Source organism: Congregibacter sp. (genome assembly GCF_965662665.1).
Classification (GTDB): domain Bacteria; phylum Pseudomonadota; class Gammaproteobacteria; order Pseudomonadales; family Halieaceae; genus Congregibacter.
In genome coordinates this window covers 98,107-122,320 of the sequence record NZ_CBFIIF010000005.1, presented here as the reverse complement: position 1 = coordinate 122,320, position 24,214 = coordinate 98,107, and the positions used below count along the sequence as shown (strand labels likewise).

Annotated in this window: 21 protein-coding genes; 8 read left to right on the top strand and 13 right to left on the bottom strand. The window is 55.6% G+C overall.

Features of this window, described 5'->3' with window-relative positions:
- Window positions 1-14: 14 nt before the first annotated feature.
- A complete protein-coding gene (locus ACTG39_RS03760) occupies window positions 15-539 on the top strand; it encodes a DsrE family protein (protein WP_439106196.1) in 525 nt (174 codons plus the stop codon).
- 62 nt (window positions 540-601) lie between these two features.
- On the top strand, window positions 602-1,477 hold the full coding sequence (locus ACTG39_RS03755) for an alpha/beta fold hydrolase (protein WP_439106195.1): 876 nt from the start codon (window positions 602-604) through the stop codon (window positions 1,475-1,477).
- Here the strand turns inward: ACTG39_RS03755 and ACTG39_RS03750 are convergent.
- A complete protein-coding gene (locus tag ACTG39_RS03750) occupies window positions 1,474-2,457 on the bottom strand; it encodes a hypothetical protein (protein ID WP_439106194.1) in 984 nt (327 codons plus the stop codon). The genes ACTG39_RS03755 and ACTG39_RS03750 overlap by 4 nt on opposite strands.
- Before the next feature lie 99 nt (window positions 2,458-2,556).
- Window positions 2,557-2,988, bottom strand: a complete 432-nt coding sequence (locus ACTG39_RS03745; protein WP_439106193.1) for a hypothetical protein — start codon at window positions 2,986-2,988, stop codon at window positions 2,557-2,559.
- 208 nt (window positions 2,989-3,196) lie between these two features.
- Between ACTG39_RS03745 and ACTG39_RS03740 the strand changes: the two genes are divergently transcribed.
- Window positions 3,197-5,437, top strand: coding sequence for a fatty acid cis/trans isomerase (locus tag ACTG39_RS03740; protein ID WP_439106192.1), 2,241 nt, complete (start codon window positions 3,197-3,199; stop codon window positions 5,435-5,437).
- Window positions 5,438-5,487: 50 nt separating this feature from the next.
- Here the strand turns inward: ACTG39_RS03740 and ACTG39_RS03735 are convergent, their stop codons facing one another.
- The 5 genes from ACTG39_RS03735 to ACTG39_RS03715 form a co-directional block, all read right to left on the bottom strand.
- Window positions 5,488-6,042: a substrate-binding domain-containing protein gene (locus ACTG39_RS03735; protein WP_439106191.1), complete on the bottom strand. Its 555-nt coding sequence runs from the start codon at window positions 6,040-6,042 to the stop codon at window positions 5,488-5,490.
- Window positions 6,017-6,457 (bottom strand): DsbA family oxidoreductase, encoded by a 441-nt coding sequence (locus ACTG39_RS03730; RefSeq protein WP_439106190.1) that lies wholly within the window; start codon window positions 6,455-6,457, stop codon window positions 6,017-6,019. Before ACTG39_RS03730 ends, ACTG39_RS03735 begins: the two co-directional genes overlap by 26 nt.
- Window positions 6,458-6,833: 376 nt before the next feature.
- The gene (gene katG / locus ACTG39_RS03725) at window positions 6,834-9,092 is read right to left on the bottom strand and encodes a catalase/peroxidase HPI (protein WP_439106189.1); all 2,259 of its coding nucleotides are present in this window, start codon (window positions 9,090-9,092) and stop codon (window positions 6,834-6,836) included.
- A gap of 137 nt (window positions 9,093-9,229) precedes the next feature.
- Complete coding sequence (locus tag ACTG39_RS03720; protein ID WP_439106188.1) at window positions 9,230-9,856, bottom strand: hypothetical protein; 627 nt, start codon at window positions 9,854-9,856, stop codon at window positions 9,230-9,232.
- Between the two features lie 45 nt (window positions 9,857-9,901).
- Window positions 9,902-11,530 (bottom strand): serine hydrolase, encoded by a 1,629-nt coding sequence (locus tag ACTG39_RS03715; RefSeq protein ID WP_439106187.1) that lies wholly within the window; start codon window positions 11,528-11,530, stop codon window positions 9,902-9,904.
- A 101-nt stretch (window positions 11,531-11,631) separates the two neighbouring features.
- Here ACTG39_RS03715 and ACTG39_RS03710 point away from each other — a divergent pair, with 101 nt between their 5' ends.
- Both ACTG39_RS03710 and ACTG39_RS03705 read left to right on the top strand, forming a co-directional pair.
- Window positions 11,632-12,810, top strand: a complete 1,179-nt coding sequence (locus ACTG39_RS03710; protein ID WP_439106186.1) for a phosphoglycerate dehydrogenase — start codon at window positions 11,632-11,634, stop codon at window positions 12,808-12,810.
- A 15-nt stretch (window positions 12,811-12,825) separates the two neighbouring features.
- On the top strand, window positions 12,826-14,103 hold the full coding sequence (locus tag ACTG39_RS03705) for a purine-cytosine permease family protein (protein WP_439106185.1): 1,278 nt from the start codon (window positions 12,826-12,828) through the stop codon (window positions 14,101-14,103).
- Between the two features lie 18 nt (window positions 14,104-14,121).
- Here the strand turns inward: ACTG39_RS03705 and ACTG39_RS03700 are convergent, their stop codons facing one another.
- Window positions 14,122-14,331: a penicillin-binding protein gene (locus ACTG39_RS03700; protein WP_439106184.1), complete on the bottom strand. Its 210-nt coding sequence runs from the start codon at window positions 14,329-14,331 to the stop codon at window positions 14,122-14,124.
- A 79-nt stretch (window positions 14,332-14,410) separates the two neighbouring features.
- Here ACTG39_RS03700 and ACTG39_RS03695 point away from each other — a divergent pair, with 79 nt between their 5' ends.
- Together ACTG39_RS03695 and ACTG39_RS03690 are read left to right on the top strand one after the other, a co-directional pair.
- Complete coding sequence (locus ACTG39_RS03695) at window positions 14,411-15,964, top strand: hydantoinase/oxoprolinase N-terminal domain-containing protein (protein WP_439106183.1); 1,554 nt, start codon at window positions 14,411-14,413, stop codon at window positions 15,962-15,964.
- Window positions 15,961-17,052 (top strand): DUF917 domain-containing protein, encoded by a 1,092-nt coding sequence (locus tag ACTG39_RS03690; protein WP_439106182.1) that lies wholly within the window; start codon window positions 15,961-15,963, stop codon window positions 17,050-17,052. Before ACTG39_RS03695 ends, ACTG39_RS03690 begins: the two co-directional genes overlap by 4 nt.
- Window positions 17,053-17,069: 17 nt before the next feature.
- Here ACTG39_RS03690 and ACTG39_RS03685 read toward each other — a convergent pair whose 3' ends face one another.
- The 5 genes from ACTG39_RS03685 to ACTG39_RS03665 all read right to left on the bottom strand — a co-directional run bounded on the left by ACTG39_RS03685 (window position 17,070) and on the right by ACTG39_RS03665 (window position 21,798).
- Window positions 17,070-18,329 (bottom strand): serine hydrolase domain-containing protein, encoded by a 1,260-nt coding sequence (locus tag ACTG39_RS03685; RefSeq protein WP_439106181.1) that lies wholly within the window; start codon window positions 18,327-18,329, stop codon window positions 17,070-17,072.
- A 5-nt stretch (window positions 18,330-18,334) separates the two neighbouring features.
- Window positions 18,335-18,844 (bottom strand): hypothetical protein, encoded by a 510-nt coding sequence (locus ACTG39_RS03680; protein ID WP_439106180.1) that lies wholly within the window; start codon window positions 18,842-18,844, stop codon window positions 18,335-18,337.
- Between the two features lie 113 nt (window positions 18,845-18,957).
- On the bottom strand, window positions 18,958-19,494 hold the full coding sequence (locus ACTG39_RS03675) for a DUF4252 domain-containing protein (RefSeq protein ID WP_439106179.1): 537 nt from the start codon (window positions 19,492-19,494) through the stop codon (window positions 18,958-18,960).
- A 3-nt stretch (window positions 19,495-19,497) separates the two neighbouring features.
- Complete coding sequence (locus ACTG39_RS03670) at window positions 19,498-20,037, bottom strand: DUF4252 domain-containing protein (RefSeq protein WP_439106178.1); 540 nt, start codon at window positions 20,035-20,037, stop codon at window positions 19,498-19,500.
- Window positions 20,038-20,184: 147 nt separating this feature from the next.
- The gene (locus ACTG39_RS03665; protein WP_439106177.1) at window positions 20,185-21,798 is read right to left on the bottom strand and encodes an amidohydrolase; all 1,614 of its coding nucleotides are present in this window, start codon (window positions 21,796-21,798) and stop codon (window positions 20,185-20,187) included.
- Between the two features lie 254 nt (window positions 21,799-22,052).
- On the opposite strand from ACTG39_RS03665, the gene ACTG39_RS03660 reads away from it, so the two are divergent.
- Entirely contained in the window at window positions 22,053-24,059 is a 2,007-nt protein-coding gene (locus tag ACTG39_RS03660; protein ID WP_439106176.1) for a M3 family metallopeptidase, read from the top strand.
- The last annotated feature ends 155 nt before the right edge of the window (window positions 24,060-24,214 follow it).

Sequence of the window (24,214 nt, the reverse complement as noted above, 5' to 3'; positions counted from 1 at the left end):
TGAAGGTAATGATAATGACACGATGGTTAGCGGTGGTTTCTACAGTTTTGGTCTTTTCGCAGGGTGCAGTTGCGGGGCCTGAAGATTTTCATGCCGGTACTTTGATTAAGGATTACGGTAAGTTTGCGGATGTGCCCGCAGCCAAGCCACTACCCGCCGACACAAAGTTCAAGTTGGCCATCGATGTGGTTGATGGCGGTGTTACTGGAGAAGTTAACAGTCGATTCAAGATCGCTGCGAGCTTTCTCAACATGCAGTACGCAAATGGCATCCCTCCGGAGAACGTGGACATAGCTCTGGTTGTGCACGGCACTGCACATCGGGATTTACTCAACGATGAGGCCTATGGCGGAAAGAACCCCAACACCGAACTGCTGGAGATACTGCAGGGCTATAAGGTAAAGGTACTTTACTGTGGTCAGAACGCCGTGATGCGTGATATCTCTCCAAATGACCTGTTACCCGGTGTGGAGTTGACCCACTCTGCTACTACCACCCATGCGCTGTTGCAGGGACAGGGTTACTCCCTTCGCCCCTAGGAGGGCACGCGGCGGAGGATTAGCTTACGCAGCTCGTTATGGCCAACTAGAGAGAGTACCTAATGATATCCGCAGATGAATGGTTAGCTCGGGGGCGACAGATTGAGCTTCTGGGTCATCAGATTTTTTACGTTGACGAAGCTGCTAGGGACGATTCCCTCGGAACCATACTGCTGATCCACGGGTTTCCCACGTCCAGCTGGGATTGGTGGAAGATTTGGCCGCAAGTCAATCGCCACTATCGTTTGGTGGCGATGGATCTGCTGGGTTTTGGCTTCAGTGCCAAGCCTTCGCCCCATGATTACCGGATTATGGAGCAGGCGGATCTTTGCGAGGCTCTGGCAGGCAGTCTCGGTCTGGAGCAGTTTCATGTGCTGGCGCACGACTACGGCGATACGGTCGCGCAGGAATTGCTTGCTCGACAAAACGAGGGTCGGGGCGTAGGGCAGTGGTCTTCCTGCATGTTTCTCAATGGGGGTTTGTTCCCCGAAACGCATCGCGCAGTACTTGCGCAGAAGCTGCTCAAGAGCCCTGTAGGTTTTCTCTTCCGCCATGCGCTGACTAAAAACAGTCTCAACAAGTCGTTTGATAAAATATTCGGCGAAACAAAAGCAAGCCAGGAAGAAATTGACGTGTTCTTTGAGCTCTTTGATCGGGACGGCGGACGGCGCAATGTCCATCGTTTGATTCACTACATGACTGATCGTATTGAGCACCGGGATCGCTGGGTCGGTGCATTATCCGAGGCCGTTTGTCCCATCGGCCTGATCAATGGCAACCTGGATCCTGTATCCGGCAGTCATATGGTGGAACGATTTGAGGAGGTCGTGGGAAGCGAGCACTTTATCCATCACCTACCCACGGTCGGTCACTACCCACAGGTCGAGGCGCCGGAATCTGTACTGGCGGGCTATGCGGCGTTTTTGGAGACTCTTTAGCTGGAACCCGGGCCGTCACTATCCTCTTTGTCTTCTTCGGCCTCTTTAGCATCGCTTTGATCCGCTACCGCACTATCTTTTGAGAGCTCGCTTTCATCGTGAGCGAGTCTTGCTGCGGTTTTGCCTGCTTCCAGGCGAGCTGCTTCCCCGGGAATCTGCTCCAGAGTCTGTGTACCTTCCGGTGGATACATGTGCACACCCGAGAGAGTCACGTAGGCCGGAGTAGCCGTCCTGGGGTGAAGATAGCTGTATAGCCAGGTAACGAATACTCCCGTGCCCACAGCAGCGAGCAACGTTCCGCCTAACAGCATGAGGTAAGGGGGGCCGACGCGAACCGCATCGGGAGACGGCCAGTCAATCACCGAAACCTGCGGATATTTGTCGACCTGGCGCACTTGTATCTGCACTTGTCGCGCCTGCGTTTCCCGGTTGAGTTCCTCCAGTCGAGCCAGGTCCTCCACTAAGGCCTCATGCGTGGCGTAGATGGTATTGAAGTCAGCGACTGACTGTTTATGTTCCTCAAGGCGACGGCTGATGCTCGCCACGGATTGCCGCGCTGCCGCATAGCTTCTTTCCGCGTTATCAAGCTCTGCCTGAGTGCCCAGCGCATAGGCCTCACCGAGCTCCCTCTGCAGCTCTTCCACCTGTTCGGGAATCTCGCGTAGGCGGGGATCTTTGCGGATGTAGTCATCGGTATAGTGGGCACGCAGTTCCCCCAAACGAGAGCGCAGCTCCGCCAGCTGCTGCGCCATGGCCGCCACGTCGCTGCGGTCGCTTTGCGGTACCACTTGTTTTCCAGCCGCGAGCGATGCCCGCAGCGTATCCAGATAGGACTTGCTGCGAACCTCCTCCTCTACGGCGTTGTTCAGCGAGGTGTTCAGTCCATCAAGCTGTGCGAGAACGGCGTTCTCCTGACGTTCCATGGAGATAATTTCGTTCTCGGCGCGGTACTCTTCCAGCGCCAGACGAGCAGACTCCAAACGTATCGCTAATCCGTCAAGCTCGTCCTGTACCTCGGTGAGCGTTTGCGACTTGCGGCTTTCGATATCCCGGGCGCGGACGCTGGTGTAAACCTCAATTCAGCTTTCCACCAGCGGTGGCAAGATTTCCGGCTCGGATCCCCTTGCGGTGAGTTCCAGCAAGTTGGTTTCGGGTACTGCGATGACATCCAGGATACGTCGCAGCTCCAGGGGGTCCACGTCTGCGGAAAAGTCTTCCTGCAGGCGAGTGGACAGACTGCGTGTGATTTCGCTGCCAGTGAGCGTTCGTCGTTGTATGGCGACACCTTGAACATCCGCGTCGAGCATTTGTTGATCGGTAGCCGTCTGCGCGCTCATGAGTACCGTGGCGCTGCTTTGGTACACCGCAGGTTGTAAGGCCGTGTAGAGTAATCCGACAAACAGTACCGTCGCTGCGGTGATTGTGAACACTCGTCTTCGGGTTCGTCCGTAGGCGCCGTCGTCATCCTGACTGCTCAACGCTGATTGTGCGTTGTTTACACCAAAAGCCATCTGTAGAACTCATGAGATATCACTATCATAGGAGTTTAGGCGAAGCGGCGCCCGAATAGGTAGGGCGATTCGCGCAAAATGCGCGGTACTATCTGTTTATCGCTTTGCTTGAGCCAATACTTTTAGTTGGATACCGACCGTTGCTATGACATTGAACACTTTCAAATTGCTCCGCTGCTTTTCATTAAAGCGACCTCTTCAACAATGTGTGCTCCTCACGTTGTCGGTACTCTCTGGCGCTGTGCAGTCAGAAGCCCTGCTATCGAAGGAATATCCAGAGGCCGTCAAGTCGGTTGTCGAGCAGCGATGCATGGTTTGTCATGGCTGTTATGACGCGCCGTGCCAGTTGAAGATGGATGCCTGGATGGGACTTGAGCGCGGTGCCAGTAAAGAAAAGGTGTACAACGGCGCGCGGCTGCTACCTGCCAAACTCACGCGTCTTTACGAAGATGCGCACAGCGTTGAGGAGTGGCGAGACAAGGGTTTTTTTCCCGTACTCGATAAGTCGGACCCGCAACAGGGTTTGATGTACCAGATGCTGAACTTAAAAGTAGAATACCCCTTGCCTACCTCGGGGACGCTACCCAATACCTTTGATTTCAACCTGGATCGTGATCAGAGTTGTCCCAAACCAGATGAGTTTGCAAACTATCGCGAAGAACGACCTTATCAGGGCATGCCCTATGGGTTTCCGGGTTTGGACCCGGACAGGCTCGCGGTGCTGACGGACTGGATCGAAGCGGGTGCTCCGGGCAAGGCAGTGACTCCGCGGCCAGATGCAGAGATTCGTGCCGTCGATGAGTGGGAGACGTTTTTAAACGCACCCGATAAAAAGTCGCGGCTGATGGCCCGCTATATCTTCGAACACCTGTTCATTGGAGACATTTATTTCGAAGACTTTGGTACTGACTCAGCATGGTACAAGCTCGTGCGTTCGCGTACTGCGCCCGGGCAGCCCATTGACCTGATTGCGACACGCCGACCCTATGATGACCCGGGTAGCGAGCCTTTCTATTATCGCCTCCAGATCCGTTACATCAGCCGTCTCGCGAAACGGCACATGCCCTACGCACTCAGTGCAAAGCGAATGGCGCGATGGAAAGAACTCTTTCTTGAGACTGAGTATGAGGTCGCGGAGCTGCCTGGCTACAAGGGAAAGGACTTCGCGAACCCTTTTATCAATTTTGAGCAACTCCCGGTAGAGACTCGCTATCGGTTTATGTTGGACGAGGCGCACTTCACCATCATGGCCTACATCAAGGGTCCCGTCTGTCGTGGGCAGGTGGCGCTCAATGTCATTGACGATCACTTTTGGGTGGCGTTTGCGCGTCCTAATGCTGCCGACCCGGAGCAGAAAGCTGCGTTTTTGGCAGCAGAAGCAAAAGAAATGCGGCTCCCGCAGGCGAAAGGAAGTTTTGTTGTTACCGCGTTGCAGTGGCGAGGTTATGCGAAAAGCCAACAGCGATTTTTAAAAGCCCAGGCTAAAGCGATCTCAAAGGTCGTGGATCAACACAGTCTGAAACTGGACATGAACCTCATTTGGGATGGCGGTCCGGAGCGCAACGACAATGCGTCGCTTACAGTCTTTCGGCACTTTGACAGCGCCACCGTTGTGAAGGGTTTAGTGGGTCAGCAGCCCCAGACCATGTGGGTCATTGATTACTCTTTGCTCGAGCGAATCCATTATCTGCTGGTCGCGGGTTTTGACGTGTATGGCGCCGTAGGTCACCAGCTGGAAAGTCGGCTGTACATGGACTTCTTGCGCATGGAAGGAGAGCAGGCGTTTTTACTATTCTTGCCCGAAGACCAGCGCGAGGCCGTAAGAAACCAATGGTATCGCGGTGCAAAAGACGACGTAAAAAACTACATCGTGTCGCCAAAACTCGCCAAATTTGAGCCCAACAGCGATATCGACTTTCAAACGGATGATCCCAAGTCCGAGCTTATGGGAATGTTCAAAGAACGTATCCCCACGGCAGACAACGCCCGCTATGCAGTAACTGAACCCTCCCTCGCCACGCTCATGGATGAGCAAAACGAAGCATTTAGTTATCTACCCGAGGTCTCGTTCCTGAGGGTCTTAAGTCCTCGGGGAACTGCGAAGGTGTACAGCCTTATTCACAATCAGGCGCACAGCAACAATGCGCAACTGTTCGCGGAAGAGGATCGACGCTTGCCCGAGGAAGACACCCTCACCGTTGCCAAAGGCTTTATCGGCTCCTACCCGAACATGTTTTTTCAGATCACCGAGGGGCAGTTAGCCAAATTTACTGCGGCGCTTTCTTCCTTGAGCAGCTCGGAGGATTACACGGCACTGGTGGAGCAGTTTGGCGTGCGTCGCACGGCGCCCTGGTTCTGGAAGCTAAGTGATGAGTTCACGGCGGAGTATAAGCGAAGCTATCCGCTGGAAGCGGGCTTGTTCGATCTCAATCGTTATCAGAATCGCTAGGTGGGGTAAGCCCTCTGCAGGTTTGCGAGAGCGGTAAACACGCAAGGGCTTTAAGCCGCTCTCCCCTCAAACAGGTGCGCCACCTTGCTGATTTCACGCTGGATGTGTTCGCGGAAGACTTTTACCCGTTTAGTATCGCGAAGATCACGGGGATAGAGGAGCCACAGGCCTAGATGGTGCTGGATCTCCGGCTCTCTGAAACGCATGAGATCAGGATCGCTATCACCGATAAAGCAGGGAAGAAAACCCAGGCCGAGACCCTCTCTGATGGCTGCAATTGTCAATGACGTTTCATCGACGCAAAGTGAGTGTTGCAGATCTGGGCAGGCCTGACGCGTCCAGGTGCGGTGATAGTCGCAGCAGTCGACGCCGATCCAGTCCTCTGTCGCCGTACCGGCCTTAACTGAGGCACAGTAATCCTGGGAGCCGTAAACCGCTGAAGCCACTGTTGTCAGCCGAGTACCGATGAGTGTCTCTCCGGGGCTATTGGTCTGCCTCAACGCCACATCGGCATCGCGATCTGCCAGACGAACAGAGTCATTGGTAACTTCGATACGTAGATCGATCCCGGGATTTTCATCACAGAAACGGGCAAACAAGGGCATCAGGATTGAGGACGCCATATTGTTCGAAGAAAGCCCTGCGACAGTCCCGCTCGAATTGCCGGCCTGCGACATCGCCGTGTGCCAAACCGGCAGCTTTGATGTAGGTGTGGCACGCGGCTGATGAAGGAGGTCTCACCGATTTCCAGATGTCTTCATTGACCGTCGCGGCTTCGTAGTCCGCAGCGGATTCGACGACATGTTGACCAAAACCTTCATAGCCTCCTCTGTCCGCCCACTGCTTACCGATGCGGGAGGCCGTGTCGCCAAATACGTCAACGAAGGCGTGACGAATGGTGATCCGATCACCAAACTCCTCGGTCAGTTGATCGATTCGTCGCTGCGATATCCAGGCCCAGACACAAAGTACATTGGTGAAATAATGTATGACGGGTTTATCGTTAGAACGTGAAGACACCGGTACAACCCTCAGTATCAGTCGGTGATAGCTTACGAGAAAAAAGAATCGCCTCAATGATACATCTCAGATGGCTGTAACGCGCACCGGTGTGGCTGAGCCCAGACTCTGTGAGGGTGCTTTGAGTGGCTGGGCTTAACCCCGGGGGATTACAGAAGCTCTAAACTACTCATCTGCCGGTAGGGGTGGTCCAACAAAGCGGATATTGAATTCTTTGGCCACTTCATTAATGCGGGCCATGTCCTGCAGGATGTTTAGACCTTACACCGCTTACCGCATGTTTTAGCAGCCAAAAAAAGCGACCCCACAAGTGAGGTCGCTTTGACTGGTGACGGGGCGTGATCGAAAGATCAGAGGCCTGTCATGGTTTCGATGCTTAGTTAGCGGCCATCATGCTACTGCCACCTTTGAGATCAAAGCGGTCTAGCTTCATGACTTTGCTCCATGCTTCTACAAAGTCGTGAACGAACACTTCTTCTGCACCGTCATAGGCATAGACTTCGGCGATAGCGCGGAGCTCAGAGTTGGAGCCGAACACCAGGTCCACCTCCGTTGCTGACCAACGCATCTCACCTGTGACACGATCCCGGCCTTCGTAGACGTAGGGATTGTCTTTGGTTGGACGCCAGACGTTGCGCATATCCAACAGATTGGTGAAGAAGTCGTTATCCAGCGCTTCGGTCTCGTCCGTGAGAACGCCGTGCTGTGACCCACCCGCGTTGGCATCGAGTGTTCGCATGCCACCTATTAGTACGGTCATCTCTGACACGGACAGATCCAGCAGATCCGCCTTGTCGAGAAGCGCTTCTGCAGGCTGACGATATGCTGCATCGCTGTAGTAGTTACGGAAGCCATCGGCCTTGGGCTCCAGTACTGCAAAGCTGTTCACATCAGTCTGCTTCTGGCTTGCATCTGTACGACCCGGCGTGAAGGGAACCTCCACATCGTAGCCAGCAGCATCGGCAGCTCGCTCTACGGCCGCAGCGCCGGCGAGTACGATAACGTCAGCAAGGGATACTTGCTTGTCGCCCCGCTGGGCCTTGTTGAAGTCCTTTTGGATGCGCTCAAGTCGCTTGAGTACCCGCGCCAGTTCCTTGGGATCGTTAGCTTCCCAGTCTTTCTGGGGCGCCAGCCGAATACGGGCACCGTTAGCACCACCGCGCATGTCGCTGTCTCGATAGCTCGATGCAGAGGCCCACGCTGTGCGAACCAGTTCTGCGGTGGTGAACTCTGAAGACAGGATCTTCGCCTTGAGCTCAGCAACGTCACCGGCATCGATGAGGTCGTGATCCACTGCAGGTACCGGATCCATCCACATGAGGACTTCATCGGGTACGTCCGAGCCTACGTAGCGAGCTCGTGGTCCCATGTCACGGTGTGTGAGCTTGAACCAGGCCTTTGCAAAAGCCATCTCAAACTCCTCAGGATTCTTGAGGAAGCGTTGAGTGATTTTGCGATAGGCGGGATCTTCTTTTAACGCCAGATCGGTGGTGAACATGATCGGCTGATGCCGTTTTCCATCGACGTGCGCGTCGGGAACCGTGTTCGCACCGCCTCCATCTTTAGGCACCCACTGTGTGGCACCGGCAGGACTCTTGGTCATCTCCCAGTCAAACGCGTATAGGTTGGAGAGATACATCATCGACCACGCCGTCGGCGCGGCAGTCCATGCGCCTTCGAGTCCGCTGGTAATTGTGTCTTCGGCATTACCTTTGCCGCAGCTATTGTTCCAGCCCATGCCTTGGTCTTCTACGCCTTCACCGGCAGGCTCTGGCGCTAGGCAGCCTTCCGGCTTCCGCGCGCCGTGGGCTTTACCAAAGGTGTGTCCACCAGCGATGAGAGCCACGGTCTCTTCGTCGTTCATGGCCATGCGGCCAAAAGTCTCGCGAATGTCGTGGGCGGCAAGTTTTGGATCAGGCTTGCCGTTGGGGCCTTCCGGATTCACATAGATAAGACCCATTTGAACGGCAGCCAGAGGCTTTTGCAGTTCTCGCTCGCCGGTGTAACGCTCATCGTCCAGCATTACAGACTCTGGACCCCAGTAAACGAGATCGGGTTCCCAGTCGTCGGCGCGACCGCCGGCAAAGCCGAAGGTCTTAAAGCCCATGGTCTCCAGAGCAACGTTGCCGGTGAGTACCATGAGGTCTGCCCAGGAAAGAGCATGGCCATACTTTTGCTTAACCGGCCAGAGCAGGCGACGAGCCTTGTCCAGGTTTGTGTTGTCGGGCCAGCTGTTGAGGGGTTCAAAACGCTGCTGGCCACCACCGGCGCCGCCGCGTCCGTCCATTGTGCGGTAGGTGCCTGCGCTGTGCCAGGCCATACGGATAAAGAAGGGGCCGTAATTGCCATAGTCCGCGGGCCACCAATCCTGAGAGTTTGTCATGATTGCGGTGATATCGGCCTTAACCTCTTCGAGATCAAGCGTGGCAAAAGCGGCCGCGTAATCGAAGTTTGGACCCATTGGGTTGGCAGTGTTTTCGTTTTGGTGCAGGGGGCGCAGATTGAGCGCCTGGGGCCACCAGTCCTGAACTGATTTTGGTTCACCGTGCATGGAATCAGCGCCTGCGGGCGCCGTAGCAGACAGCGTCGCTGCCATTGCCACGCAAAGAGACAGTTTGTTCTTGAGCATTTTCATAAGATCCTCTTAGTCTGTCCTTCTTAAAAATCAGGCTTCATGCCCGATATCTCCTTATCGTAGGAGATGAATTGCAAACAGTAAAATGAATTAAAAGTTAAAAGGCGATCTAAAAATACGATCATAGAGTGGGTCTATTAATCGCTTTTCTCGGCATCTATCGCAGCTGGATGAAGAACGTTCACCGCCGACACCAGGAGTATCTCGCAGGCACCTGGCCCGGTGTCAGTTCGTGTGAGGCTTGTAGGAATGACGCTTTGATCCGGAAACTGCACATCCACGAGTTCGCCCTTGAACTGGACTATAGCGCCAGGAGGAATTGCCGAAATTCGTTGCATTATGACGCTGTTAGCGGGAATTAAATGCATATTTGCCGATGATCGGTTCGCGATATTGATATCCAAGGGTGAGTCGTACAGGTGCCAAAACATAAATCGATCACCTTGGGCTACCTTGATGGGCTTGAGTGTCGCCTCGTCGGAGAGCGTCCCCCATCCCAGCGCAAAGTCCCACGGAGCAACCTCCGCCAGATCATCCCAGCGATACTGTCGCTTGCTGAGGACCTTTGCGGTGATGTCATACCCCGCTCGGGGAAAGAGGGCAAAATCTCCCACCCTTATTGCAGGGGATTCGGCGTCCCATTGTCTGGGCTCGGCGGGTGCCAGCACGCCGTCGCCAAGGACCAGGCGCTCGCCGCACGCAGTCATGATTGTGCTCATCGCGACGGCGAGAAGGATTCGCACTACCCCGCGGGCAAAGGTCATGATTGCTCCGCTGCCCCCCAGCTTTTTTTAGCTACCGGCATCAGTTCAAGGTAAGGGCTGCGTGCTCGTAGTAATGTCGCGGTAGATGAGCCAGTCGCCCGCGGTGTTTTGTTGCCATATCACCAGGTAATCACCGACATCGCTTATCGGCTCGTCAGTATCAGCACCCAATTCCAGCTCATAGCGGCCGACCTCTATGGCAAACTCGCCGGAACGCGTGACTTCCTCGGTTGTGAGGCGAATGCTGCTCTCTCCCAGAGATAGCTCTCCTTCCAGAGACGCCTTTAAGTTGGTGACTCCGACTACACGTTCCCGGTGGGAGCTCATGAAAACAACGTCGTCGGCATGTAAGGCAAGGATCGCCGAAATATCCTGTGCCTTAAACGCGACCTCGTACTCGTAATTTCTGTTCTGGATGATTGTCTTCAACGATTCGGGTTCCTGGCGTTTTGCAAACAAACCGGAGACGGCTAGCTGACGCCCGACGGACAGCATGTCGGTTTGTCTGGCGCTGAAGTCCAGCCCTGTTCCATACCATGCGATGACAAGGTCACGAGCGGCATCGACATACAGCCCCTGACCGAGATAGCCACCCTTAAACATAGCGCCGTCATCCCAGATCCTGTCCCACTGCCAGCCCGCACGGCGGGGGACGTCCTCGCTGTTGCCCTTGGGGGCCCAATTTGAACCTTCGTCTATTCGTGAAATTCCGCCGCCGTTGTTGAGGTCGGCGAGCATGGTGCTTGCTATGTCCGGGAAGCGTTTGCCGTCTGTGAATACCAGTCCAAAGCGCCCAAGATCCCGGAGTCTTGCCATGAGTCCACCCGAGGCGTAGGCATGACCCTCTGCGCTGACAGCCATGAGTGCGTCCGACTCAGCGCCAATGCGCTGCCAAATCCGCTCCTGTACTGCATCGGCGTAGCTCTGCCCGGTGACACGCTCAATGATGAGCATCAGTACATTGGTGTTGGCGGATACATATTCGTTGCGCTTTCCCGCCGGGCGCAAACGCTGCATGTCCTTGATGAGCGACAGAAACGAAGCGGTGTTGCCTGCGGGAGCGGTGATGCCCAGGGCTTCTTCCATTCGATAAATGCAGGTGGTGCTTGTCTGATAGCCATCGCTATCAAGGCAGTTTATACCTGAAGCCATATTGGCGATGTCGCGGACTGATGTGCTTGCCCAGGCGGTGCTACGCAGCTCGGCCAGGTATTTCTCCACCGGCTCGTCCATGTTCACCTTGCCCTCGGCAACCAGGGTTGCCAGTGTTGCGGAGGTAAGAACCTTGGTGACTGACCAGCCAAAATGTCGCTCCTGCGGCTCCATCCTTGGGTAGGCCTCGAACACAATCTGGTCGCCATGGAGTATGAGAACGCTATCTAATAGCGCGTCATCAGCTACGTAAGATGAGAAGTCGGTGGCCTGACCGTTGACGACAACGGACGCTTTTCCCAGCGCCGGGTTGGGCATTGGATTGAGCTCGAGAACCTCGCCGTCCCGAGCGATAGTCGTGCTGCGTAGGTAGGACTCGGCATTTAGATGAAACTGTAAACTTACGGCCCCACCAGCGTCGAAGTTCTTAGGCGTCACGCTGGTGAAAACATCGGTGGGCTCCTGCGACGCGAGGACGAATAGCGGCGCAGCGAATAGCAGCATTGCGAGGGGTTTGAGCATCAAAAGTCTCCGACGTTTAAACTTCTATCTTATGCTGTCTGGCGGTCCATAGGCTATTAGGCCTACAATCCCGCGCGCTCTACGCCAGCACACAGTTTCTTATGTACAAAATTCGCACTTACAACACCATCTCAGTGAAGGGTCTAAATCGTTTCAGCCGGGAAGACTACGAAGTCGCCGGCGAGTTACCGCATCCTGACGCATTTTTGATTCGCAGTCAGAAACTCCACGATATGGAGTTTCCCGACACGCTTAAGGCCATTGGCCGCGCCGGTGCGGGTGTGAACAACGTTCCCCTTGAGCGCTGCAGCGAAGAGGGTGTCGTTGTCTTCAACGCCCCCGGCGCGAATGCTAATGCCGTGAAGGAGCTGGTACTGGCGGGCATGCTCTTGGGCTCCAGAGATATTTATGAGGGCATGAAGTTTGTAGAGTCCCTCGAACAGCAGGACGGTCTGGACCCATTACTGGAAAAAGAGAAGAAGCGTTTTGCAGGCACCGAGCTTATTGGTAAGACCCTGGGTGTTGTGGGCTTGGGCAACATTGGGTCACTGGTAGCCAATATGGGCCTGGCTCTGGGCATGAAGGTAATCGGCTACGACCCGGCGATCAGCGTCGAGGCAGCCTGGCGGCTCTCCAGTGACGTAGAGAAAATGGATAACCTCAACAGTCTCTTTGGGCGGGCCGATTACATCAGCCTCCATCTACCGGTATTGGATGCCACCCGAGGGCTGGTGAGCGATAACTTGCTCGCTAACGTGAACCCGTCTTTAGTGCTGCTAAATTTTGCCCGGGGTGAGATCGTCGACAACGAAGCGGTAATGCGTGCCTTGAGTGAGGAGCGTATGCATCGCTACGTGTCTGATTTCCCCGCCAATGAAACACTCCGTCATCCGGGGATGCTGCAGATGCCGCACATTGGTGCGAGTACTGGTGAAGCCGAGGAGAACTGCGCGATCATGGTGGCGGATCAGCTCATGGATTTTCTTGAAAATGGCAACATCGCTAATTCGGTGAACTTTCCGAATATTGCCCTGCCGCGCACAACGCCGGTACGGGTCACCATCAGCAACAGGAACGTGCCTAAGGTGTTGAATCAAATCACCGCAATCATCGCTGACCACGACATCAATATTGTCGATATGCTGAACAAGAGCCGCGCCGATATCGCGTACAACATTATTGATTTGGAAGCGTGTCCTAGCGACAGTTCACTCGAAGCGCTGCGATCTATCGAAGAAGTGATTAATGTCCGTGTGTTAGGGTCCTGCAAATACTCTTGAAGCAGGTAAACCGGCTTGGCTGACGCTCTCGCTTACGACGCCGACTCTCGAACGCCGGTTGACCCTGCCGAAGCGGTGAGTGGTATGCAGATCGGTATTGTACTGATTGGCATTTCTATCACTTTGCCCTTGATGTACAGCGCGGGTGAGCTTGCCCAGGGTATGGGTTTGCGCTCGGCAATGACTGCTACGTTTCTTGGCGCTATTGCGCTGAGTTTAATGTCCATACCCGCGGCTATCGTGGGCGCCCGAACACGCCTTTCCAGTTACATGATTATCGAGCACACCTTTGGTTATGCAGGAGCCAAGTTTGTTAACTTTGGTTTTGGTGTGTTTTTACTGGGCTGGTATGCCGTAACTGCGGAGCTCTTTGGCCGGACGCTTTTTTTGGCGGCCGCTCAGCTTACGACCTTGGCGCTACCCGAATGGTCTTTCACTGTTCTCTCCAGTCTCATCGTCACCGTGACTACTATTTACGGATTCAAGGCCATAGACAGGCTGGCATTGATTGCCGTGCCCTTTTTACTCTTGTCTCTGGCAGCTGTGGTTGTGCTGTCCCTCAGACAGGTCGCTTTCTCTGAGCTTTTGAGCATCCCGGGCAGTGGCACGATTGATATGGCTACGGGGATCTCGGCGGTTATTGGCGCGGCAATCGTAGGCGTGGTGCTTACTCCGGACTTAACCCGCTACGCGCGAACCACGCGTGATTGTGTCGTCGCGTCTTTCGTTGGTCAGGGCGGGGGTATGTGTATCGCTTACATCGTCGGGATGATTCCCGTGCTGGTGTGGGGCGAACTTGAGCCCATGACCTACATGATGCTCATGGGATTTGGTGGTCTTGCCTTGGCGGTGCTGGTGTTTGCTACCTGGACGACAAATGTCATCAACTTGTACTCCACCGCCCTGGCGTCCCGCGCGTCTGTACCCCTGGGTGATTATCGTTCGGTTGTCATCATCATGGGCGTAGTGGGGACTGCGGCTGCCATTGTGGGGATCTCCGACCAGCTCATCGACTTCCTGATTCTCATGGGATTGCTTGTGCCACCCATTGCGGGCGTCTATTTTGCGGACTTTTATGTGTTTGGGCGGCGGGATTTTTCTGAGGCCCATTTGCAGGAGCGCCCGGCTCTCAAGATCAGCGCGGTGGCTGTTGCTCTCGGTTCCGGTTTGGTGTCTGCGTGGCTTTACTACGCCGGTGCATCAGTAACCAGTATCGGGGCCCTCGACGCTCTGCTGTTGTCGATGATCGCTTACTCCTGCGTAGAGTGGGTGACCGCTCGAAGGAGACGATAGCGCCGGGAGTTCGCGCTCTCAGTAGTAGGAGTTTGGGGAGGTATCGGGGTTGATCTCACCGGCGACTTCGTCGGGATCAACGCCCTGTTCAAGGAGGCAGGCACGAACCATCTGCACCTGCTCCAGTACGCGCTCATAGCGCTCGCCATACTCGTACTTTGTCACTTCTATCGCTTGGGGCATAAACGTGAAGGCGGTTTTAAGTGCGGTGAGTTCGGCTTCGGTCATGAATAGTTCCTGGTGAGGATATGTGCTGGCTTGTAGCGTGTAAGCTTCGCACAGAAATGTACAGGCGCAAGGTATAGCTATGCGAATTGGTATCGATGTTGGCGGCACGCATACGGATGCTGTGATCCTCGATGGACACAGAGTGATTGCCTCAACAAAGTTCTTAACCTCGGCAAATGTTCGAGACGGCGTCCTAGGCGCACTGGATGTGATTCTTGAGCGCAGTGGCGTGGCTCACGATGCTGTCGAGGCAGTGATGATCGGTACGACGCAGTTCACCAATGCGGTGATTGAGCGTCGCGAACTCGCCCCAACCGCCGTCATACGAATTGCGTTGCCATCGGGAGAGATGATCCCGCCCATGACCGACTGGCCGCAGGACATTGCGGATGCCATCGGCAGTAATGGCTATATGGTGCACGGCGGGCTCACCTATGATGGGTTCCCTATTGGCCTGCTCGATGAGAACGAGATCGATGGGGTTATCGACGAGATTGCCGCTAAAGGTATAAAGCTGGTTGCTATTTCGGGCGTGTTTTCACCCTCAAATCCCGAGCAGGAACTCGCCGTTGCAGAACGTCTGCGTCGAAAAATCCCCGATGCAGGCGTTACGCTGTCTCACCAAATAGGTGGCATGGGACTGCTGGAGCGGGAGAACGCGGCGATCCTCAACACCAGTTTGAGACCTCTCGCCACAAATGTTGTTCAGGCGTTTGAGGATGCTTTGGCCGCGCGCGAGATCCGCTGTCCTTTTTACATAAGCCAAAACGATGGCACCTTGATGTCTGCAGATTTTGCTGCAGAGTTCCCCGCACTGACCTTTGCCTCGGGACCGACAAACTCTCTGCGTGGCGCGAGTCTGCTGACTCAGCTTAGCGATGCGGTTGTGGTGGATATCGGCGGCACGACGTCAGACATTGGCGTGCTGCAGGGGGGATTTCCAAGGCAGTCCAACGTAGCGATCAAGGTCGGTGGTGTGCGGACAAACTTTCGCATGCCGGACATTCAGGCCATCGGCTTGGGTGGCGGCAGCCTGGTCAGTGACGACGGTAAGACTATCGGCCCTCAAAGCGTCGGTTATCGTCTGGTGACTGATGGTCGCGTTTTTGGTGGCGACACCCTGACCGCTACGGATATCGCCGTGGCCGCCGGTGCGGCAGAGATAGGCAGCCGCGAAAGAGTTAATGATCTGTCACCCACGACGGTCGAGGCCGCAATGAGCCGCATGCACGAAATCATCGATGACGGTATTGATCAGATGAAGTCGAGTCGGGAACCGGTTCCGGTGATTCTCGTAGGGGGTGGTGCGGTTCTGGTGTCTCGGGATTTGAACAACGCTTCAGACTTACTCCGCCCCGAGCACGCCGGCGTGGCGAATGCCATTGGCGCGGCAAATGCGCAGGTAGGACGAGAGGTCGAGCGCATCGTCTCTTACCGTGAACACCCGCGTGATGAGGTGTTAGCTGAGCTCCAGGCCATCCTCAGTGAGGAACTCATGGCGGCGGGTGCACAGCCAGGTAGTATCCGCATCGCTGACATCGAAGAAACGGCGATCTCTTACATGGCAGATGAGTCGACGCGATTGCGGGTAAAGATGGTGGGTGATCTTGACTTTGCAGGGAGCGAAACATGAGCGTAACCATTACCCATGACGATATCGAAGAGCTGTGTATGGGGTCGGTGTTTCTTGCCACGGGGGGAGGCGGCGATCCTTACATTAGTCAGGTGTTGGTCATCGAAGCGCTTAAAAAGCATGGCCCGGTCACGCTGTTCCCCTTAAAGGATCTACCCGACGAATCGCTCGTAGTTGCCGTGGGGGAGGTGGGCGCGCCCTCGATTAGTCTTGAGCAGTTGCCTATCGGCAATGAATGCCTTGAAGTCGTTGATCGCTGGCAGGAGTGGATCGGCAAGCCGATCACGCATCTGGTCTCTTTTGAGGTCGGTGGTGCTAATTCCGTTGTGCCACTCTTGGCAGCGGCCGCCAAGGGGATTCCCTTGATCGATGGTGACGGCATGGCGCGAGCACTGCCTGAGGCCCAAATGATGACCTTTGCTATCGAAGGCGTGAAACCCAGTCCTGCGGTTGCCGTGGACTACAGCGGCGGCGCGGTATATTTCGATGTGAAGGACGCGGTGCTCTACGAGAGGCAGATTCGCAACTTATCCATGGCCATGGGCGGTATGGTGTTTACCGCAGAACATCCCATGAACAGTGAAGAAGCTCGGCGAGCCATTATTCCCGGGACCATTAGCTTTGCACTGGAGCTGGGCAGGGTTCTCAAGAGGCACTCCGGGAATGCGACGCAAATCGAAGCGCCGTTAAGAGAGCTGTTTGAAACGTCGGATTACGGAGAGTTTAAGCACCTCTATACCGGCAAAGTCGTGGATATCAGTCGCAAGACCGTCGGAGGCTTTGATGTGGGTGAAGCGGTGCTGGAATCGACGATAGATGATTCGCCGCCCCTGCGCCTCGCCATTAAGAACGAATTCTTGTTGGCCGAGATGGGTAATCGCGTGGTTGCCAGCGTGCCGGACCTGATCACCATGGTAGATCACGAGACCTCGGCGCCGATTAACGCCGAGCGTGTGCACTATGGTCAGCGGGTCACTATTTTTGGGATTGGCTGCCCGCCGCACTATCGCAGCGAGAAGGCTCTAAAGGTGGTGGAGCCCCGGGCCTTTGGTTTTGATATCGACTACGTGCCCATCGAAAACTTGTAGCGCCGTCGCAGCGGTTGTCAGCGCACAGCAGCCTCAATCGCTTTAATGAGTTGTCGCTGTGATCGACCTCCAACACCGGGCGCGCCGCCCTCGGCATCGGGCCAGCTGGAGAGCATCGCAATGACGGTGTTAGATGCCGGAGCGACGTGAATGAGCTGGCCGTGCACACCTCGAGCCTGCGCTGAGCCGTTTCCATCACCCAGGCCCCACATAAACGAACGGTAGTAGGGGCGAGTGCTTACCGGCGCTTCCTTGGGCCAGCTGCGACTGCCATCCCGGGAGAAAATGTCGTCCATCCAGGCGGCGGGGAGAATCTGTTCGTCACCAACTTTGCCGCGATTGAGCATCAACTGACCGACGCGGGCGATATCTCGAAGCGTGGCATGCATGCCTCCCGATGCGAGGGTGAACCCTGCGGTGTCTACCGTGATGCCGGCATCCTGTTCGGCGCCAATGCGTTGCCAGATTCTTTCTTCCACCAGGTCCGCAAACCGCCTGCCGGTTGCCGCCTCAAGTACCCAGGCCATGACATCGGTGGTGCCGGACTTGTAAACAAAGCTGCCATGGCGCCCCGCCATTCGACCCACCGCCGGTAAAAACTGGTAGTTACCGATTACCGGTACACCTTCGCAGTCGGGTCCCGTCAGCAAGCCATCAGAGCAGTCTTGTCGACGCACGGTGCTATCTGCTGCGGCATAGTCTTCATTCCACTCAGAGCCGTCACGCATGTCCAACACGTCCCTGAGCGTGTCCTGTCCCCAGCCGCTGTTCCTAAGTTCGGGTACGTAGTCAGCCACGGTCTTGTCGAGATCGATCAGACCGTCTGCTGAGACACTCGCAGCGGTCAAGCCGGTAATCGTTTTGCTGACAGACCAAAGCAGGTGTGTGCGCTCAGGGGTCAGGGTTCCCGCATAGCGCTCGAAAGCGACACGACCATCTTTGATCACTAGCAGGCCGTCGATGTACTGCTCCTCCATGAGCTTGGAGAGCTGCGCGGGGCTGCCGTCCCAGTCGATCGACATTTCCTTGGCTGCGGCGCCGAGGCCCGGCAGGGGGCTCGGACTTTTAGAGCCCCTGCGGATAGTTTTACTGGGCAGAACCTCACTCATATGCGTATAGGCCCAGCGGTTAAGAGGACCAAACTGCCAGGTGGCGCCGTTGAGTCCCGGGGGACGTTGATCTTCTGCGCTTTGGACACCACTGGTGATAAGTGTGAGCAGAGCCAGGAAGCTAAGCCCTGCGGCAAATCGCGACTGCATGAGTAGGCGCTTGATCATTTTTTTTAGACGTCCGGTTGAGAAGAAGAGTGGGTAAAAAGCTCGTCCAGGGGCGGAGGATTACACAGTGAGCTCATGGCATCTTCCGAGACACTCTCTGATAGTCCCAGATCGCTGTAAAGAGTATCAAGCTCGCGCAGAGTTTCGCAGGCTTCGTAGAGTTCATACACCATGCTGGATACGACCACCGCCGCGCCGATGAAGGGGAGTGACTCCGCGGGGATGGCGGCAATACCCCTGGCTGCGACGCGTTTAGTGCGGGCTGTGAGATTCTTGCCAAATCCCCGTACCGCAGAACTACGACGAATCTGCGTGCTCTTTAATGCACGGAGCTGTCGCTCACTGCCCGCGAGTTTAGATGACAGGGCAGCACTTGCGGTGCGAACACCCAGTGTTGTCGCGAGTGCCGTCGAGACCGCGGCGTTAAAGGCGCTGCTGGTGAGAAGAAGAATATTGCTCCCCAGTAGGGTGAGCAGGGTAAGCAGGACGGTGGTGCGTTGAATCCATCGCAGCATCGCGTTAACTCCGCACAAAGAACCCCGAGGGTCGATGCGCGAAGAATACGCGGGTCTGATCTTTAACTGAACACTGTTTCGCCAGAACGCAGAGGCTGCTCCTGACGCCGGTTTTAGTCGGTGTCGGTGGAAATGAGTGCGAGTGCGTCAGAACCAGGTACAACGGACGACCAGCTTTCAAGACTGTCGGCGGCGATTTCACCCATCATGTTAACGAACACGAGCTCCTCACTGTCTACCGAGACAACGGCGATTCCAAGGAGTCGTCCCTCCTGTTCTCTTACAAAGACGTGCACCCGGGAATCGTCCTCGACGACTCGCACGATAGGGCTCCAATGCTCATCGAATGCTTTGGCGGTCGCGATACCCACATCGGCGTCCAGCGCAGCGCGATCGATATTTGCTGACAGCTTGTAAACGCTGACCTGAACCCCGTCCAGGGACTCCATGAGAGCCCGGGCCTGGGGGTCGCCTTCCGTATGTTTTGCAGCAAACCGCAAAACGCGAGGACCCAGAGAAATAGACGTGCCGTGTTTTAGGCCCTCGTGCTCCGGTGTGTCAAAACTCACAAAGCCGGGATTGTTTGAAGATGCGGTGACGCCGCATCCCGTAACGAGTGCCGCCAGCACAATTAGCGCGATAACTCTCATCGCTTAGGGCGCCATGTCAATATCGATATCAAAGTCGTCAACGACATCGATGCTGTCCACGACTTTGTTGAGATGCGCGGGATCGATATCACCTAGAACATTTACAAACACCGCCTCTTCGGAGTTGACCGCCATCACCATCAAACCCTGGATGCGATCTTCCGTGTATTTGACGTAGACGTTCACTCGATCGTCTGGCTCGCGTACTCGGACAATCTGCTCCCACTCGAGCGTTTCGAGCTTGCTGCTTACCGTATCCATACGCTGCTCAGCGGAGCTGGTTTCTCCTTCCGTGTCGTAAACATGCACGCGCACGGAGTCCAGGCTTTTGAGTGCTTCTTCCGCCACGGGATCGTCGTGTTTCATAGTGCCAACGAGTTTGAGTAGTGAACCGCCCAGGTTGACCATGACTCGCGGTTCGCCGTAATTCTGGGAGAGCTCCGCAAAGTCGACGTAGCCCGGCATGTCGTTTATGGGTTCATCGGCGGACCACGCGAAGGGCGTAGCTAGCAGGATAGATAATGCGAGTGCGGTTGATTTCATGATTCGGACCTCTGCGAAAACTCTGAGTAAACAGAGTGCGCGAGGCCCGAGCAAAGGTCACGGCAAACTCGATGAACCGAGCATCGGGCGAGCTAAGCCGTTGGAAACCAACCAATTCTCGAGTTTTGTCGTCCTGCTAGCAGCTAGCTAGGCTTCAAACACCGCTTGGCCATCGAGGTAAGTTGCGGCAATGGGGATATCCTTGAGGGCGTTGGGATCCGTAGTGAGAGGGTCTTGTCCCAGCAACACAAAATCCGCCAGCTTGCCCGGCGTGAGGGAACCTTTATCGTGCTCCTCGAAGGATGCATAAGCGCCGTTCATGGTGCAAACCTGCATGGCTTCGGCTGCGCTAATGCGCTGGTTCTCACCCCAAACGCGACCTTGAGAGTCCTGCCGGGTGACCATGCTTTGCAGCGCCATCATGGGCTCATAGGGTCCGGGAGTGAAGTCAGAGGCCGGCGCCACCATGATGCCCGCGTCGATGAACGATCGGTGCGCGAACATACTGCGCATCTTCTCAGGACCGTAGTCGACCCACTTGTTGCCGTGATAGTAGGCGTAGGTATAGAAAGGTGTAGGTACGGTATTGGTCGCCTTGATACGCCGAAGCAGCTCGGGATTCACGAGGGAGCAGTGTTCAATACGAAAGCGCGGATTTGTGCCTTCCCAGTTCTTAAGGACGCGCTCGTAGGCAGTGAGCACCATATCAATGGTGACATCGCCGTTGGCGTGAATACCAATCCTGAAATCGTTGGCAACCGCGTCGTCTACCGCAGCGTCGATTTGCTCCTGAGACATGGTGAGAATGCCGTAATCATCGGTGCCCTCAAAGGGGGTGCTCATACGCATCGTGCGTTCTGAGGCACTGCCGTCTGCTGCGTATTTGACCGCGCCTACGCGCAGCATTGGATTGCCGAACCCGGAACGCATGCCGGCTTCTTTCATCATGGAGTAAATGGGCGTGTTACCTCGGGGCATGAATGCGACGCGGCTATACAGCTCGCCTGCGTCCAAGGCATCCATATAGGAAATCCAGTCCTCTAATCCACCCGCCGCATCGGTGGTGCTGGTGAGCCCAGACGCCGCCATGCGTTTAGTCATTAGGCTGGCGCCTTTGCGGTTGGTATCACGATCCACCACCGGCCACTCACCCACATCGTTAAAAACGTCCATCGCCAGTTCGGCGACCTTGCCGGTGAGCTGACCGTCCTCTCGGAAGAATCGTCCACCTTCGGGGTCCGGCGTGTCGGTATCGATTCCGGCCATAGCAAAGGCCTTGGAGTTTACGACGCCGGTGTGTCCTCCGCGGTGACGAACCATTACCGGCTGTGAGGGTACAACCGCATCGATATCCTGCCGTGTGAGAGCTCGTCCTTCGTCAAACTTTGTGTCGTCATACATGTGCGCCATCACCCATTGGCCTGGCGGCGTGCGCTGGGCCCGTTCTTTTAACAGAGACTGCACTTTCGAAATTTGACGGACGTTTACATCAGTACTGATGGCCTCGTTGGCCATAAGCGGATGAGAGTGTGCATCGATGAACCCCGGGGTTACCGTAAGTCCCCGGGCGTCAATGCGCCGGGTATTTGGGCCAGCGAGACTATTGATGTCGGCGATAGAGCCTACCGCGAGTATACGATTACCTCTCACGGCCATTGCCTCGGCATTGGAGGTGCTGATATCCATGGTGTGGAAGGTGCCGCCGGTAACGATGAGGTCGGCTTTGCCCATAGCGAGGTTGGCCCAGCCTGGTCGGCTCACGGAAGCTGCAGCAGAGGCAGCGAGCATAGCTTTGAGTAGGTGACGACGTTTTTTATTGTGTGCTGCGCTGTGCATGAGAGATGACCTCGTGAGCGGATCGTGTAACCGAGAGTACGTTGGCTGCTGCGGGCTGACAAGCTGGGCGCATTCGCAAATGACACGCCGGATGGTTAATCTCTCACCGTGACTGCCTCGCCTTGGCTTTGTATTACCGCCAAGGCGTTCCCTAAGCTTTGCCTCAGGATTGAAAACCCATGACTAATCCCTTCTTTGAGCCTGTGGCCGACACGGGTATCCCCAATTTTCCGGCGATCCGTTTTGAGCACTATCGAGAGGCCTTTGATCGGGGCTTTGCCCAGCAGCGGGAAGAGATACAAGACATAGTCTCTAATCCCGAGCCGCCCACGTTTGCGAACACCCTGGAGGCTCTCGAGCACAGCGGTGCGAGTTTGCGTCGGGTTGAGGATGTGTTTTGGAATCTGACGTCTTCGGATACCAATGCCGACCTTCAGGCCCTTGAATGTGAGGTTGCGCCAGAGTGTAGTGCGCACCGCAGTGGGATTTATGCCAACCCACAGCTCTTCGCGCGCGTGAAGGCCGTGTGCGAGGGGGACGAATCGCTCAGCGCTGAGCAGACGCAGCTGCTGGAAGAAACCCGACGCACCTTTGTGCGCGCGGGTGCCGAACTAGAAGACGCGCAGCGCGGTCGAGTCAGTGCCATCACCGAACAGCTGGCAGTACTGTGCACGCGTTTTGGCCAAAACGTCCTGAAGGACAGCAATGACTACGCGCTGGTTCTGAGCTCAGAGAGCGATGTCGCGGGCCTGCCTGATTTTGTACTGGAGATGGGGCGGGATGAGGCTCGCACGCGCGGTGAAAACGATGCTTATGTGTTTACCATCTCCAGGTCTTCTATTACGCCATTTCTGCAATACGCCGATAGCCGGGATCTGCGTGAGGAGATCTACGCTGCCTATACGAGTTGCGGCACGCGGAGTGTCGACAATCGTCCTTTGATTAGGGAGATCGTTGCCCTGCGAGACGAGAGGGCCAAGTTGTTGGGTTTTGCGACCCACGCTGATTTTATGCTCGACGACCGTATGGCTAGGACACCGTTTGCCGCACGCGAGTTACTCGACAAGGTTTGGCAGCCCTGTCAGGAGCAGGTGGCTAAAGAGGCGGCGGACCTGGTGAAGTGTGCGGGGCTCGAGGACGAAGAAGAACTAGCGCCCTGGGACTGGTGGTACTACACCGAGAAATTGCGCCGCCAGCGTTTTGATTTGGATCCCGATGAACTGAAGCAGTACTTCAAGCTGGAGAATGTCCGCGATGGAGTGTTTGAGGTGGCCAACAAACTGTATGGCCTTGTCTTTACAGAGCGTCCAGATCTGCCCGTGTACCATCCGGACGTATTGACCTACGAGGTCAGCGAGGCCGATGGCAGCCGCATAGGCTTCTTTTTGTTCGACTTTTATATGCGACCTTCCAAACGCAGCGGGGCGTGGATGAGCGAGTTTAGGTCGCAAAGTAATGACGGTGCGCGGGTGACCCCCGTGATTGTGAACTGCTGTAATTTTCCTAAGTCCGAACCCTGTCTGCTGGATGTGGACGAGGTCAGAACGCTTTTTCATGAGTTTGGACACGGCCTCCATGGTTTGCTGAGCAATGTGCGCTACGCAAGTCTCGGTGGAACCAACGTGAAGCAGGACTTTGTCGAGCTGCCCTCGCAGATCATGGAGCACTGGGCCATGGAGCCTGAGGTGCTGTCTTCCTATGCGCGTCATGTGGACACCGACGCCCCCATACCTGAGGGGTTGATTGCCAAGCTAAGAGAGTCGGAACAGTTTAATCAGGGTTTTGCCACTACAGAGTATCTGGCGGCTTGCTACCTGGACCTTGCCTGGCACGGCACAGCGGACGTGTCTGCGCAGGAGATTGGGGAAGTCGAAGCCCAGGCCATGCAGCATATTGGTAAGACCCCGCTGGTAGATCCTCGATACAAGTCGACCTACTTCCAACATATCTTCAGCGATGACGCTTACTCTGCGGGCTATTACGTGTATATCTGGGCAGAGGTCCTGGATGCCGACGGTTATGAGGCCTTTAAAGAGAACGGCCTCTTTGATGCAAAAACAGCATCGGCGTTTAGAGAAAACATACTCGAGCGTGGAGGGACCGTTGATCCCATGACTTTGTACCGCAACTTTCGGGGTCAAGACCCCAAGGTGCAGCCACTGCTTCGCAACCGAGGCTTAATTTAATCCCGGGTTTATCTTTATCAAGGCTGGTTTTACCAGAGCTGGTTTCGCGAGAGCTGGTTTTACAAGAGCTGGTTTAGTGGTTTCAGCGGGTTTGGTAAGAGCCGTTGGGCTCCTGCACTGATCACTCGCACTACATTCGCACTACATTAGGGATG

Bases quoted from the DNA above. Each gene is read 5' to 3' on its own strand.
- ACTG39_RS03760 (WP_439106196.1), top strand. From the start codon at position 15: ATGACACGATGGTTAGCGGTGGTTTCTACAGTTTTGGTCTTTTCGCAG.
- ACTG39_RS03755 (WP_439106195.1), top strand. From the start codon at position 602: ATGATATCCGCAGATGAATGGTTAGCTCGGGGGCGACAGATTGAGCTT.
- ACTG39_RS03745 (WP_439106193.1), bottom strand. From the start codon at position 2,988: ATGGCTTTTGGTGTAAACAACGCACAATCAGCGTTGAGCAGTCAGGAT.
- ACTG39_RS03735 (WP_439106191.1), bottom strand. From the start codon at position 6,042: ATGCCCTTGTTTGCCCGTTTCTGTGATGAAAATCCCGGGATCGATCTA.
- katG (WP_439106189.1), bottom strand. From the start codon at position 9,092: ATGAAAATGCTCAAGAACAAACTGTCTCTTTGCGTGGCAATGGCAGCG.
- ACTG39_RS03720 (WP_439106188.1), bottom strand. From the start codon at position 9,856: ATGACCTTTGCCCGCGGGGTAGTGCGAATCCTTCTCGCCGTCGCGATG.
- ACTG39_RS03715 (WP_439106187.1), bottom strand. From the start codon at position 11,530: ATGCTCAAACCCCTCGCAATGCTGCTATTCGCTGCGCCGCTATTCGTC.
- ACTG39_RS03710 (WP_439106186.1), top strand. From the start codon at position 11,632: ATGTACAAAATTCGCACTTACAACACCATCTCAGTGAAGGGTCTAAAT.
- ACTG39_RS03700 (WP_439106184.1), bottom strand. From the start codon at position 14,331: ATGACCGAAGCCGAACTCACCGCACTTAAAACCGCCTTCACGTTTATG.
- ACTG39_RS03695 (WP_439106183.1), top strand. From the start codon at position 14,411: ATGCGAATTGGTATCGATGTTGGCGGCACGCATACGGATGCTGTGATC.
- ACTG39_RS03690 (WP_439106182.1), top strand. From the start codon at position 15,961: ATGAGCGTAACCATTACCCATGACGATATCGAAGAGCTGTGTATGGGG.
- ACTG39_RS03685 (WP_439106181.1), bottom strand. From the start codon at position 18,329: ATGATCAAGCGCCTACTCATGCAGTCGCGATTTGCCGCAGGGCTTAGC.
- ACTG39_RS03680 (WP_439106180.1), bottom strand. From the start codon at position 18,844: ATGCTGCGATGGATTCAACGCACCACCGTCCTGCTTACCCTGCTCACC.
- ACTG39_RS03675 (WP_439106179.1), bottom strand. From the start codon at position 19,494: ATGAGAGTTATCGCGCTAATTGTGCTGGCGGCACTCGTTACGGGATGC.
- ACTG39_RS03670 (WP_439106178.1), bottom strand. From the start codon at position 20,037: ATGAAATCAACCGCACTCGCATTATCTATCCTGCTAGCTACGCCCTTC.
- ACTG39_RS03660 (WP_439106176.1), top strand. From the start codon at position 22,053: ATGACTAATCCCTTCTTTGAGCCTGTGGCCGACACGGGTATCCCCAAT.